The sequence below is a fragment of the Caldicellulosiruptoraceae bacterium PP1 genome (assembly GCA_041320695.1).
Classification (GTDB): domain Bacteria; phylum Bacillota; class Thermoanaerobacteria; order Caldicellulosiruptorales; family Caldicellulosiruptoraceae; genus JBGGOQ01.
In genome coordinates, this window is sequence record JBGGOQ010000002.1 from 328,750 (window position 1) to 342,826 (window position 14,077).

A 14,077-nucleotide genomic window follows, 5' to 3' on the forward strand; every position below is an offset into this window, starting at 1 on the left:
TCTTCTTAGCAAGAATTAGCTATTTATAACTAATATGTTAAGAAGGAGGTTTTTATGAATTTTTTTAGCAGTTAAACAATCGGTAATTTATTAAAGAAAATAATGTCAAAACATCATCACCCTATATAAAAGTCTAACAAAATTTTACTACTACTTATAAATACTTGCCCTTATATTATATTTGCTCTAACATCTATATATTACAGTAATATAATATTACAAAAGGAGGGTTTGATGATGTCAAAGCATACTCCTATTGGATTACAAATTAAAAATTTTAGGGAAGAAAAAGGATTAAGTCAGAATGAAGTAGTAGAAAGACTTGCTGAAAAGGGTATAAACATGAGCAGAGAAACATTGAGCAAAATAGAAAACGGCAACAGGGCTTTATCGGCCATGGAGTTAAATGCTATATGCAAAGTTCTTAATATAGACATAAACGTTTTTTTTGAAGAAAATGAAGATGACGATTTAGTTACACTTTTCAGGAGGAAAAATTATTCAGAGAAAACTCTTGAAGAAGTGGAGAAACTTCAGGATGTGATAAAGATGTTTATTTATCAGAAGAAAATATACAATGGAGAATTTAAATCACAAAAGAAAAAGCCACTGTGGGAGGAATGTTAAAATTGCAAAAGAATAAATTAAATCTCCCAGAAGAATCCTTCAGGTTACAAATAAAAGATTTAGCAGAAGATGTAAGGATAAAATTTGCGAGAAAAGGACTTTCTGATATATTTGATATAATATCAGAAGCTGCATTTCTAATAAGAAAACCATTAGATATAGATGAATTATCAGGTTTTAGCACCTATTTTGAGGGACAATTTATTATCTATTTAAACAGTAATTTTACTTTGGGACATGAACGCTATACCGGTGCACATGAACTATACCATCTTATTTATGATGCTGATATTCTGAAAAAAGAAAAAATCTTTATAGATAATACAAAGCATAAAGAGGAAGATACAAAACCAGATGTATTTGCTTCCGAATTTTTAATGCCAGAAGATTATGTAAAAGAAGTATTTTATAAAATCGTTAATGTAGATAAAGATAGTGTTTTGCCTAGGCATATCATTAGAATGCACAATTTTTTTAAAGTAAGTTACAAGGCTATGTTAAAAAGGCTTATACAACTTGATTTATGTTCTCCTGACAAATATGAGGAACTTTTAGAAATCTGTTCACTGGAAAATGCAGAACAACTCCAAGCTTTAACCAGAAGAGAAGGATATAGTATAGATTTGATTACACCATCAAGAGTAACATATGTACCCAAAGAATATATTGAGTTTATAAAAACCAACTACGAAAGAGGGAATATCTCATACAAGAACATGAAATACTGCTTTGAATTTATCGGACTGACTCCTGAACAATTTGGATATGAGTATCCAAAGGAAGAGGATTTTTAACATGAAATATACAGGTGCTATTTCTGATGCTGATATTCTTATTAATTTAGCCGAGGTGAACAGATTAGATATTCTTGAACTTTTATTTAAAGAAATTATCATACCTCACACACAACAATATTATAGCTTTATGTGTTTATTTTAGTAAAATTACAAAAAATGAAGCAGAAAATATTTTTAATAAAATTAATATTATAGTTCAAATGTTAACATTACCTAAAAACTATAATTCATATCCTAAAATCAGTATTATTTGTAATAATATTAATGAATTTAAAATGAATTTTTCCAAGATTCCATTTAATGGTGAACAGGTGGATCAAATATTTGAGTTTTATTTTAAAGAAACAGAAGAACATATTAAATTTATTATTATAGGTAATTCTTTAGAAGCCACAATAATATGCGAAAATATTGAGGTTTCAAAAATACAATAACTCGATGCCAATTGTTTCAATAACAGATTTTGTTAATAAACAAATGTTGGGATTATCCATCCCAACATTTGTTATAAGACCTTTTTTAACAATTACACTGTTTACCTAACCACGCTAAAAACATCATCTACTGACAAGCTAAATTCCTCAAAGACTTTTATTGCCATTCCACTTGTGTATGTGTTACAAGAGAGGTATTTTTTATTAATGTTGTTACTATAAACGATGATACAACCTTCTGAAATGTCAACAATCCAATATTCAGGCACTCTAAATTTTTCATAGACAGATAGCTTTATACCTTTATCTCTATGCTGCGTGTTATATGATAGTATTTCAATAATTAAACGTGGTGTGCCTTTATATTTTAAACCTTCAAATTTATTAGGATTGCAGCAAACCATAATATCTGGTTGGAATTCGTATATTTCATTTTTACTTTCAAAAATAACTGCTATATCACTTGTAAAAACTTCACATGTTCCACCAAAACCAAAATGATTAATAAGACTTGTAGCAATTTTGTTTTTAACTCTATCATGGTTAGGGTGAACTGGTGACATGCAAAAGATAAAACCATTATCATATTCAACTTTAAACTGAGTTTCTTTCTGTTGATATTTCAAAAAATCATCATATGAATAATATTCATATTTGCTATTATTTTGTTCCATAAATAATTCCCCTGCTCTTGCTTTTCTATTTATATTATACCTGAAAATTTTAATCAATTAAACAATGTGCAATTCTTACTTTTATTACTTAATCCACTCAACTACATTCCAATTCCTCTCACGAGGTTTTTCAGGATAGTTATCGGTATAGCCAAGTGTTATTGCCCAGAATGGTTTATAGCCTTCAGGGATTTTCAAAAGCTTTACATATTCATCTGCTTTTTGGCTTGAGAAAAGCAAACCCACAAAACCTATCCAACATGTAGCAATACCAAGTGATTTTGCTGTAAGAAGGATATTTTGTGTTGCAGCAGCACAATCAACTTGAGACGAACCTCTGCTTTCCATTCCTGCAACAATTATTAATGTATTTGCACCATGAAATACATTGAAATCTTCTTGAGATGCTCTTTTTTGAAGGTTTTCATCATTTGAATTTAGCATGATTTGCCTTATTTCTTCATTCATCTTATTAATAAGCTCTGTATCCTGCACAACAGTAAAAAACCATGGTTGGCCATTATTAGCAGATGGAGCAAGTATAGCACACTCAAGTAGTTTATTTATCTTTTCTTCTTCAACCTTATTAGGTAAATAACTTCTAACACTTCTTCTTGTTTTTATAGTTTTAATTACTTCATTATCAAACAAATTACTCATATCAATAACCTCCTTTAAATGGAATTATACCATAATATATATTGTTTGTAGTATCTCAAACAATTTTATTGTTTGTTGTTTTATAGACAGTATGTAAAGATATATTTTAATTTATTTAATTGAGGATACTAATAAAAGATTATTAGAAAAATAAGCTTTGTGTTAGTCAGGATTGTTGAATTCAATAAAATGTAAACTTCAATAAAGTCTATTGTGTTAAATTACGCTTAATGATACAATGAATAAAAATTTGGATGAATTTTTTATAGTATTGGGGGATTAAAGAGGAGAAACACAATGCTTGAATATTTAAATAAAAAGGTTAAGGTGATTGTTGATAGACCTTTATGTTCAAAGCAACCAGAGCATGAAATATATTATCTTTTAAATTATGGGTATATCCCAAATACTATTTCAAACGATGGCGAAGAAATTGATGCATATATTATAGGAGAGTTTAAGCCTCTAAAGGAATTTGAGGGTTTTGTTATTGCCATAATTCATAGGAAAAATGATATTGAAGATAAATTGGTAGTATCAAAGTATCCAGGTAAATACAGCAAAGAACAAATCCATATTTCATTCTATGGTGGGCCTCAACAGGGATGGAATCAATACGTCAGTCTTTCACTTTAGGCTTGATTGGTGTTTTGTGTTTTTTTATTGGTCATATCTTATCAGACTTTGTATGGTATACAGCAATCTCAACAGCATTTTCTAGAGGGAAGAAGCTTATTAGCGACAATACATACCGATGGATTATTTTATTTTTAGGTATATTCATAACTGCTTTTTCAGTGTATTTCATAAGCAGTGGTTGGAAGATGTTGATGATGAAATAATTATAGTTAGAAATTGCCATAATCTATTGAAGAATAGAAATACAATAATGAGAATTGTTACACTGCACTAATGGAATTAATAAAGAAATATTCAGAGCAATTTATTGAAAAAGGGAAAGAATACATAGAACAATCAGATGATACAGTAAAAATTATAAAAATTTCTATTGAGGCTATTTCAGGAAAGGCAAATAGATAGAACTGAGCCAGTCAGAACCGTCCCCATTGGCTCAGTTTCGAGTAAATTATAGTAAAAAGATGTAATGCAGAAGTTAAGATTTAAATATAATTTTCCTAAATAACAATGTTTAGTAGTATAAATTAGGAATTGATTAAAAAGTATGATATAAACATTTAATCAATTATTTAGGGGAATTGAGCAATGGAAAGATTATTAAAATTTATAGGTGCTATTTTATTACTTTTTATTGTAATTGTAATATTTTTATATATACAAATAAATACTTATTCTAAAGTAATTAATTTGAATTGGTCTATCAAGCTACCAAATTCATATAAAGAAATCTACTCTGCTAATAGTGGAGCAAGTTTTCATGGCGATGGACAGAGATATCATATATTTGAATACAATAATGAAAATGAGATTAATCAGGCTTTAAACTGGATAAATGCAAAAAATGTTTCAATGGAATTAGAAATAAATAAAATTCTTAATAATTTGAATGTATCTAAGCAAAATATGCCTGACTACAATAAGAAATACAAATATTATGTTAAATTCCAAGAAGATTCTTCAAAAATATATTTAATTTTTGTTCCTGATACAAGAAAACTGTATATAATTGAAGACATATATTAAGACATAGCAATTTGTTAATTATAAGTTTACTTTAATATACATATAATAATAGAACTAAAGTATTGTTTATTGAAAGCGTTTACTTATTAACTTAAAATAAAATAGAGAAAAAATTTATTTATATAGAGGTGATTTACTTGGAACTTAGGATTCCAAAAATTATAAATGACGGAATGATTCTTCAAAGGGAAAAAGAAATAAAAATATGGGGATGGGCTGTTCCTAATGAAAAGGTATCAATTAATTTTTTAGGTAATTCATATACTTCATTAGCTGATGATAAGGGAATGTGGGAAGTTACTTTACCAGCAATGGCTGCTGGTGGCCCTTATATAATGGAGATAAAATCAAATGACAAAACCATCATTATAGAAGATATACTAATTGGAGATGTTTGGATTTGCTCTGGACAATCAAACATGGTTCTACCAATGGAAAGGGTAAAAGATAGGTATCAAGACCAATTTGAAAATTGTGATAATCCATATATAAGACAATTTATTGTTCCAGATAAATACAATTTCAAAGGACCAGATGAAGATTTTGAAGGAGGAACATGGGAACAACTTAACAATGAAACAATTTATAGATTTTCAGCAGTAGGCTATTTTTTTGCTAAGGCTATATATGAGAAATACAAAATTCCAATTGGTTTAATTAAAGCTTGTGTTGGAGGAACACCAATAGAAGCATGGATGAGCCCAGATTTAATGTCTGAATTTCCTGAAAATGTTGAAATTATTGAAAAACTTAAAGATGATAATTATATTCAAACAGTTAAAACAGAGGAAGAAATAAAAGTAAATAACTGGTATAATAGTATTAATGATAATGATGAAGGACTAAAAGATAGTTTAGATGCTTGGTTCAATACCAATATAAATACTTCAGATTGGAAAACAGCGTTTTTACCAGCTTCTTGGGAAGAGATTGGTTTAAACAAACTAATTGGAGCTGTTTGGTTTAGAAAAGAAGTAGATGTTCCAATTAACATGATTGGGAAGCCTGCAAAACTTTATTTAGGGACAATAGTAGATAGTGATTTAACATATGTTAACGGAGTTTTAGTAGGCTCAACTTCTTATAGATACCCACCACGAAAATATAATATCCCACCCAATATTTTAAAGTTAGGAAAGAATGTAATTGTTACAAGAGTAATCAGCAATGATGGAAATGGTGAGTTTATAAAGGATAAGGATTATATGCTTTTCACAGAAGATTTTAAAATAAATCTTGAAGGTTATTGGCAGTATAAGGTTGGAGCAAAAATAGATGAACCTATACCAAACATAACATTTTTTCAGTATAAACCAACTGGCTTGTTTAACGGTATGATAGCACCAATGATAAAATACAATATTAAAGGTATATTATGGTATCAAGGCGAATCTAATACTGATGATCCACAAGGATATTGCAAAAAGCTTTGCAGTTTGATTATTGATTGGAGAAAAAAATGGGGCGATGAAAATTTACCATTTTTATATGTACAGTTAGCAAACTATATGAAAGCATCTGAATATCCATCTGAAAGTAACTGGGCAAAACTTCGTGATGAACAGAGAAAGGCACTTTGCCTTAATAATACTGGAATGGCTGTTGCTATTGATGTTGGTGAGTGGAATGATCTACATCCTTTAAATAAAAAGGATGTAGGCAAGAGGCTTGCACTTCTTGCTCAAAAGATTGCATATAATGAAAAAAACATAGTTGCATCAGGGCCTTTGTATAAATCAATGAAAATCGATGGTAATAAAATTATAATTGAGTTTTCAGAAATAGGTAGTGGTCTTTGTATGAAAAGTGATAAACTAAAACATTTTTCAATATCAAATAAAAATAAAGAATTTTTATGGGCAAACGCAATAATTGAAGGCAATAAAGTTATTGTTTGGAATGAGAATGTTAGTGAACCTGTTGCTGTTAGATATGCTTGGGCAGATAACCCTGAAGGTGCTAACCTTTACAATAAAGAAGGGCTACCTGCATCACCATTTTCAACAGAAAATTAAAATAATGAGGTGAAGATTATGAATATAAGGTTTGATTTATTTCCACATGGAAAAACAAAAGCACTTACTATGAGTTACGACGATGGGCAGATACATGACAGAAGGCTTGTTAGTATCTTTAATAAATATGGGATTAAAGGAACCTTTCATTTGAACTCTGGAACACTTGGTAAAGAAGGATATATAACTTCTACTGAAGTGAAAAGTCTTTACAATGGACATGAGGTTGCTATTCACACAAAGGTGCATCCTTTTTTAGATTGCATACCAATAGAAGCAGTTATAGAAGAGATTGTAGAGGATAGAAAGTATTTAGAATCATTAGTAGGATATCCAATAATTGGCACACAACTTGCCATCATGATGATAATCTAATTGAGTTAGGTAAAAGGTTTTTGGAATATGAATATAAAGGCAAATTAAAACTTATGTATGTTTGGGGTCATAGCTACGAATTCTATAGAAATAATAATTGGGAGCATATTGAAAACTTCTGCGAACTTGTTTCTGATAAATATGATATATGGTATGCAACAAACATTGAAATATAAAGATATATTAAAGCATTTAAGACCCTTGAATTTAGTGCTAATGGGGATATTGTTTATAACCCTTCAGCAATATCTGTTTGGATTAATGTAGATAACAAACCTGTTGAAATTAAAAGTGGGGAGACAATAAGACTTTAAAGAAAAAATATTATATATATAAAAAAAGAGGGTGTTTTTGTGTGAACAAAAAGATTTTATTCAATGATGGCTGGCAGTTTGCAAAAAGTCAACTTGGTGTTGACAAGATTGATAATCTTACCTTTGAACCTGTTGATTTACCTCATGATTGGCTTATATATAACACATTAGATCTATATGAAAATAGTATAGGCTGGTACCGTAAAACGCTTAATTGCACAAAAGAGGATAAACAATACATACTCTGCTTTGATGGAGTATATATGGACTCCACCTTATATGTTAACGGGAAGTATGTAGGCGAATGGAAGTATGGCTATTCATCTTTCGAGCATGATATAACAAGTGCATTAAAAGATGGGGAAAATGAAATTCTAATGAAAGTAGTCCACCAAAGCCCTAATAGCAGATGGTATTCAGGTGCTGGAATATACCGCAATGTTTGGCTTAAGATTAGAGACAAAAACTACATTGTTTCTAATGGCATATACGTTTCAATTAGGCAAATAGAAAATCAGTGGAAGGTTGAAATAGCCACAGAATTAAATCTTCATGAAGATGCAATACTTACCCACACTATTATTTATCAGGATAAAGTTATAGCTTCTTCAAAAGATACAATAAAGGCAGATAATATAACAACAAAAAACCAACAAACTATACTTATTGAAAATCCACTACTTTGGAGCCCCGATGAGCCAAATCTATATAAGTTAGTAACAGAACTTTATCTAATTAAAGAAGATGTTAATTCAAATCAGGTTTTAGAAAAAATTGAATTTATCACTCAGAATATTGGATTTAGAGACATTGTCCTTGACCCTAACAAAGGCCTTATTGTTAATGGAAAGAAGATGAAGTTAAATGGCGTTTGTGAACATCATGATTTAGGAGCATTAGGAGCTGCATTTAATAAAACTGCTCTAAAGAGAAGGTTTGAGATTTTAAAAGAAATGGGTGTAAATGCTATAAGAACAGCTCATAATATGCCTGCTCCAGAGCTTATGGACTTAGCAGATGAAATGGGCTTTTTTGTAGTTTCAGAAGCATTTGATATGTGGGAAAGACCAAAAACCCAATATGATTACGCACGCTTTTTCAAAGACTGGGCACCTATTGATGTGAAAAGCTGGGTAACAAGGGATAGAAACCACCCAAGCTTAATCTTGTGGAGCATAGGGAATGAAATCTACGATACACATGCAGATGAACGTGGGCAGGAAATAACAAGGATGCTTATGGAGTTAGTTAGAAAATACGACTATAAAGAAAATACCAAGGTTACAATTGGCTCTAACTATATGCCTTGGGAGAATGCTCAAAAATGTGCTGATATTCTTAAGGTTGCTGGCTATAACTATGCTGAAAAATATTACCAAAAGCATCATGAGGAGCATCCAGACTGGATAATCTATGGTAGCGAAACAGGCTCTGTTGTGCAAAGTAGAGGGATATACCATTTGCCATATGAAAGATCAGTTCTATCTGATGATGATGAACAATGCTCTGCTCTTGGTAATAGTTCTACAAGCTGGGGAGCAAAATCACCAGAATACTGTATAATTGCAGATAGAGATACACCATTTTCATTAGGACAATTTGTTTGGAGTGGTTTTGATTATATAGGAGAACCAACCCCATACCATACAAAGAACTCATATTTCGGACAGATTGATACTGCCACATTTAAAAAGGATTCTTTCTATATCTATCAAGCAGAATGGACAGATTATAAAACAAAGCCAATGGTTCATGTTTTTCCTCATTGGGATTTCAATAAAGGCCAGATAATTGATGTTAGGGTATGCTCAAATGCACCTAAGATTGAACTGCAATTAAACGGGAAAATAATTGGAATACATGAAATAGACCATAAACACGGAACACAGCTTGTTGGATGGTGGAAGATTCCTTACCAAGAAGGAGAATTAAAAGCGATAGCATATGATGAAAATGGTAATGTAATAGCAACACATGTTAGAAAATCCTTTAAGGATGCAAAAAAAATAGTTTTAAATCCTGACAAGAAAACATTAGTTGCAAACGGTACTGATTTGATATTTTTAGAGATATATGCTGAAGATGAAGATGGGAACATTGTTGAGAATGCTAACAACAGGGTATTTGTAAAGGTTACAGGCGAAGGACGATTAATTGGGCTTGATAATGGTGACAGCACCGATTTTGATCAGTATAAAGGAACAAGCAGAAGATTGTTTAGTGGGAAACTGATGGCAATTATTGCATCAACATTAAAACCCGGGAAGATACAAGTTGAGGTAACATCAAGAGGACTTGAAGGCCAAACTATTGAATTTGAATCTATTGCTGCTGAAAACGAAAATCTTGAAGGTATTTCAGCAAATATGAGAAATAAAGATTTACCATGCGTTATGGGAAGTTTTGATGAAATACCACTTCGTAAAATAGAGATTGTAAGCTTATCAGGTCAAGAGTTTAATGAGTCAAAAAAAGAGATAATTGTAGAAGCTAAGCTATATCCCTCGAATACATCATATAAAGAGGTTGAATGGAGTGTTGTTAGCGACGGTGGAATTGTAACAAACTTAGCAAAGGTAGAGGCTAATGGACATCAAGCAAAGATAATAGCTTTGGGTGATGGTAAGTTTAGAGTACGCTGTACAAGTAAAAATGGAACTGATAAAGTTAAACTTATCTCAGAGCTTGAGTTTACTGCAACAGGAATAGGAACAGCCTTAAAAGATCCATATAGCTTTATTTCTGGAGGACTATATGACTACAGCAAAGGTGATGTATCAAATGGTAACGAAAAAGGAGTAGCAACAAGTAGAGAAGGAGAGACACATGTTGGCTATCGCTATCTTGATTTTGGACCATATGGCTCAGATACAATAACAATACCTATATTTGCATTAACAAGTGAGGAATATCCTATACAGATATGGGAAGGCATGCCCGATGAAGAGGGTAGCATATTGCTTACTGAGGTAGTTTATCAAAAGCCAACAATATGGAATGTATATCAGGAAGAGACATATAAACTACCTAAAAAGCTAAAAGGTGTTACATCAATCTGCTTTGTTCTAAATAAGAAGGCTCATATTAAAGGGTTTATATTTAAGAAACTGAATAGGGCCTTAGAAAAGAATATGGCTTCAGAATGCAACCATATTTATGGAGATACATTTACAAAAAAGGATAGCTTTGTTGAGGGAATAGGCAATAATGTATCAATGGTATATGAGGATATGGACTTTACTGAATCAGGTGTTTCAAAGATAGTAATATATGGTAGATCACCTATTGATAAAAATACAATACACATAAGATTTTCTAACTCAGAAGGAGAAAGCACACAAATTATTGAATTTACACATTCAGATAATTATGAAGAAAGGGTATTTGACCTTGAAAAAGTAACAGGAAAGTGTAATGTAACCTTCGTATTCTTGCCTGGTAGTAACTTTGATTTTGGTTGGTTTAGGTTTGAAAAATAAGATTATTATTAATTTTTGTTTAAACACAAATATAGGGGCATTTTAAAAAGCCCCTATATTTTTATATACTACAATGTTACTTCAACATTTTTAGTTACTTTATCTAATGTAAATTGAACTTTCTTGCCTTCAATTTCAACTTCATATTCGCCAAGGAATCCTAAGAATACAACACAACCTTCATCATCAGTAGATGTTTTGATTGGTTTTGTCCACCATTCATCCTTTATAAGTTTCTTTAAGACCTCATATGCAGGCTTTGCGGTGCCGTCTTTGCGAATCAGTCCTGACGGAGCCTTCAGCCAAGCACCATCAGTAAAATCCCACCATGTAATAGATTCTACCAATGGATGAGCAAATAAGGTTCTGTAGTGCATTTCTACCTCTTTTGCTTGACGTTCTTCACCTTCAGTAGTTGTAGGCCATTCATCTACTTGATAGTCATTAAGGTCAACAATTTCTGGTGGCATTAAATGTCCTGATACAATAGTATTTTCAGTAAAATGAATTGGAAGATTAAACGATGAAAAACGCTCTAATATTCTATTTGTTTTCTCAACTCCCCAATACCCTTGATGCATGTGTGATTGTATTCCAATAGCATCAATAGGTATTCCTGCTTCAAGACATCCTTCAATCAATATCTCATATGATTCTGAAGTTTCAAAGTCATTTATCAAAAGAATTGCATCTGGATTAGCTTTTTTAGCAGCTAAAAATACCTCTCTAACTAACCTTACTCTTCCTAATTCTTTACATATACGTGTCATTCCATTATCATACTTATCAAATATTGGCATTATAACAACCTCATTTATAACATCCCAAAAATCGATAAGATCAGCAAAGTTATTAACCTCTCGGCGAATACGGTTAAGCTGAGCTTGTAAAATTTCTTTATTACTCATCTCCAAAAGCCATGGGGCACAGACTGTATGCCAGCAAAGAGGGTGTCCCTTTATCAAGCATCCTTTTGAACGTAGCCATTCACAAGCTTTTTTCAATCTTTTTGTATCTGGTTTTCCTTTGATAGGCTCAAATCTTCCCCAATAAAAGGGAAGTGTTGCATAGTTAAAGATATCTAAGAATTTAGAAAGTATCCCTTCGTTAAGGTCTTTGTCAGCACTAGAGAGCTCATCATTTGCTAAAGGTATTGCTCTATATCCACCACCACCAAAAAGAAACTTATGTTTAGTTTGTCTTATTACTATTTCTTTATTTTTTATTGGAGTCTTATCTTCTTTAAACAAACATAATTTAACTTCAGCAGTTCTGTGCTTATATTCATTACTAACAGCCATATTATAATTCCTCCCATGTTTTCTTATAATTTTCAATCAATAAATAAATATTTATACTTTAAGCATTTATTTAGTTATAGATAATAAAATGTTTTGTAAACGCTTACAAAATTTAGTCTATACACTCACTTATATATATTTCTATACCAGAATCAATAATCCTTCTTTTTAAGTATAATATTTTTAAATGAAATCTTAAAAGTTGAAACTTATCAATATATTAAAATGTAATTTGATATAATATTGCTATATATGTTAAAATATTTAATTTTTTACCGCATGTATTTGCTTATTTTGTATTTCTACGAAAAATATTAATATCACCAAGAATACTAAAAGGTATGCTGGAAAGATTGAAAGGTTTAAAACAGAGGCTAATGCACCAAAAAGTGGTGGTATGGTAGCACTGCCTAAATACCCTGAAGCCATCTGGAACCCAATCATTGTTTGCGACATATAGCTGCCAAACTTCTTTGGGGTATCATGTATCATACATGGGAAGATTGGAGCACATCCTAAACCAATAAGAACAAAGCTTACAACATAAAAATCCTTATACATTGGAACGAATAGAAGTAAAATACCAATTAAAAGAATTGCCAATGAAAACCTAATTATTGCCTTATTTCCAAACTTCATTGTTGCAAAGCCAGATAAAATTCTTCCAACTGTTATTCCAAGAAAATATAAAGACACCCATTTTGCAGCAACTGCTGGTGAAAGCCCCTTTATATTTACAAGGAAACTACTTCCCCATAAACCTGTTGTTGATTCAACAGCACAGTAGCTAAAAAATGATAATAACGAGAATAATGCCTTTGGTATATGTAAAAAATTAATCTTTGTATTTTCTTTTTTAGATCCTTCGAACCTTTCATCACCAAAAATTTTCCATAATGGTAGTGAAAAAAATAGCATAACAGCAAGGCAAAATTGAAGTATTGATACTACTAAATAACCTCTTCTCCAACCTTCTTGGTATATTATGAAAAATGACATTATATATGGTCCTAATGTGCAGCCTACACCCCACAAAGAATGAAGCCAGCTCATATGTTTAGCTTTGTAGTGCAAAGCAACATAATTATTCAATGCAGTATCAATTGAGCCTCCACCAAAGCCCAACATTATTGCAAAAATACATAAAAATAAAAATGAAGGAGCTATGGAAAAGCAAAAAAGAGCTATTGCAGTAAGTAAAGTAGAAAACAAAACAACCTTCCCTGTTCCTAATCTGTTCAAAATAAAAGGACTTGCTAAACTTGATACTATAGTTGAACCAACTATAAATATAGAAAGTAACCCTGCAATTGATATTGGTATATGTAAATCAGACCTCATAACAGGCCATGCAGCACCTAACATTGAGTCAGGCAAACCTAAGCTTATAAACGAAATATAAATAAATATCAAAAGTATTGTAGCCATAGTATTTTTACCCAATTAGTAATAATTGAGTTTTCTCCTTTCTTATTTATTTTTAGCCTTTTGAATAAACACTCAAGATCTTTAAATCAACATATCTTTTTTACCTTTTATATATTTCTATATATAAATTAAAAGTCCTTCTTATGTTAATTAATTTACAAATACTATTTTTTATAATTATTAATTAATAGAAAGAAATTAGGTAAATAAAAATAGTAATTAGTTTTTTTATAAAAAATATTGACATCTACAATTAATATGGATATAATTGGGATAATATACTTTTTGTATTATGATTAATAATTTATTGC

General features: G+C 30.8%; 13 protein-coding genes and 2 pseudogenes. 11 read left to right on the forward strand and 4 right to left on the reverse strand.

Annotated elements, in window-relative coordinates; genetic code table 11:
* The first annotated feature begins 237 nt into the window (after positions 1 to 237).
* The 4 genes from ACAG39_05110 (at position 238) to ACAG39_05125 (ending at position 1,858) form a co-directional block, all read left to right on the forward strand.
* Positions 238 to 627, forward strand: a complete 390-nt coding sequence (locus ACAG39_05110) for a helix-turn-helix domain-containing protein (GenBank protein ID MEZ0536617.1) — start codon at positions 238 to 240, stop codon at positions 625 to 627.
* On the forward strand, positions 621 to 1,421 hold the full coding sequence (locus ACAG39_05115; GenBank protein ID MEZ0536618.1) for an ImmA/IrrE family metallo-endopeptidase: 801 nt from the start codon (positions 621 to 623) through the stop codon (positions 1,419 to 1,421). The genes ACAG39_05110 and ACAG39_05115 overlap by 7 nt, the downstream gene beginning before the upstream one ends.
* A gap of 1 nt (position 1,422) precedes the next feature.
* Positions 1,423 to 1,566 carry a hypothetical protein gene (locus ACAG39_05120; protein ID MEZ0536619.1) on the forward strand — a complete coding sequence of 48 codons (144 nt, stop codon included), beginning with the start codon at positions 1,423 to 1,425 and terminating at the stop codon, positions 1,564 to 1,566.
* A gap of 133 nt (positions 1,567 to 1,699) precedes the next feature.
* Positions 1,700 to 1,858 carry a hypothetical protein gene (locus tag ACAG39_05125; protein ID MEZ0536620.1) on the forward strand — a complete coding sequence of 53 codons (159 nt, stop codon included), beginning with the start codon at positions 1,700 to 1,702 and terminating at the stop codon, positions 1,856 to 1,858.
* Between the two features lie 101 nt (positions 1,859 to 1,959).
* Here the strand turns inward: ACAG39_05125 and ACAG39_05130 are convergent, their stop codons facing one another.
* A complete protein-coding gene (locus ACAG39_05130; GenBank protein MEZ0536621.1) occupies positions 1,960 to 2,532 on the reverse strand; it encodes a Uma2 family endonuclease in 573 nt (190 codons plus the stop codon).
* 84 nt (positions 2,533 to 2,616) lie between these two features.
* A complete protein-coding gene (locus tag ACAG39_05135) occupies positions 2,617 to 3,192 on the reverse strand; it encodes a nitroreductase family protein (GenBank protein MEZ0536622.1) in 576 nt (191 codons plus the stop codon).
* A gap of 297 nt (positions 3,193 to 3,489) precedes the next feature.
* Between ACAG39_05135 and ACAG39_05140 the strand changes: the two genes are divergently transcribed.
* The 7 genes and pseudogenes from ACAG39_05140 (at position 3,490) to ACAG39_05170 (ending at position 11,037) form a co-directional block, all read left to right on the forward strand.
* On the forward strand, positions 3,490 to 3,828 hold the full coding sequence (locus ACAG39_05140) for an inorganic diphosphatase (protein MEZ0536623.1): 339 nt from the start codon (positions 3,490 to 3,492) through the stop codon (positions 3,826 to 3,828).
* Positions 3,759 to 4,034, forward strand: a pseudogene (locus ACAG39_05145) (LysE family transporter). The gene ACAG39_05140 and the pseudogene ACAG39_05145 overlap by 70 nt, the downstream one beginning before the upstream one ends.
* Positions 4,035 to 4,104: 70 nt before the next feature.
* Positions 4,105 to 4,233 (forward strand): hypothetical protein, encoded by a 129-nt coding sequence (locus ACAG39_05150; GenBank protein ID MEZ0536624.1) that lies wholly within the window; start codon positions 4,105 to 4,107, stop codon positions 4,231 to 4,233.
* Positions 4,234 to 4,416: 183 nt separating this feature from the next.
* Complete coding sequence (locus ACAG39_05155; GenBank protein MEZ0536625.1) at positions 4,417 to 4,854, forward strand: hypothetical protein; 438 nt, start codon at positions 4,417 to 4,419, stop codon at positions 4,852 to 4,854.
* Between the two features lie 137 nt (positions 4,855 to 4,991).
* The gene (locus ACAG39_05160) at positions 4,992 to 6,869 is read left to right on the forward strand and encodes a sialate O-acetylesterase (protein ID MEZ0536626.1); all 1,878 of its coding nucleotides are present in this window, start codon (positions 4,992 to 4,994) and stop codon (positions 6,867 to 6,869) included.
* A gap of 18 nt (positions 6,870 to 6,887) precedes the next feature.
* A pseudogene (locus ACAG39_05165) lies at positions 6,888 to 7,558 on the forward strand (polysaccharide deacetylase family protein).
* A 41-nt stretch (positions 7,559 to 7,599) separates the two neighbouring features.
* Complete coding sequence (locus tag ACAG39_05170; protein MEZ0536627.1) at positions 7,600 to 11,037, forward strand: glycoside hydrolase family 2 TIM barrel-domain containing protein; 3,438 nt, start codon at positions 7,600 to 7,602, stop codon at positions 11,035 to 11,037.
* Between the two features lie 68 nt (positions 11,038 to 11,105).
* On the opposite strand, the gene ACAG39_05175 is transcribed toward ACAG39_05170, so the two are convergent.
* Both ACAG39_05175 and ACAG39_05180 read right to left on the reverse strand, forming a co-directional pair.
* Entirely contained in the window at positions 11,106 to 12,338 is a 1,233-nt protein-coding gene (locus tag ACAG39_05175; GenBank protein MEZ0536628.1) for an endo-1,4-beta-xylanase, read from the reverse strand.
* Between the two features lie 264 nt (positions 12,339 to 12,602).
* Positions 12,603 to 13,766, reverse strand: coding sequence for a sugar MFS transporter (locus tag ACAG39_05180; protein ID MEZ0536629.1), 1,164 nt, complete (start codon positions 13,764 to 13,766; stop codon positions 12,603 to 12,605).
* Positions 13,767 to 14,077 lie beyond the last annotated feature (311 nt).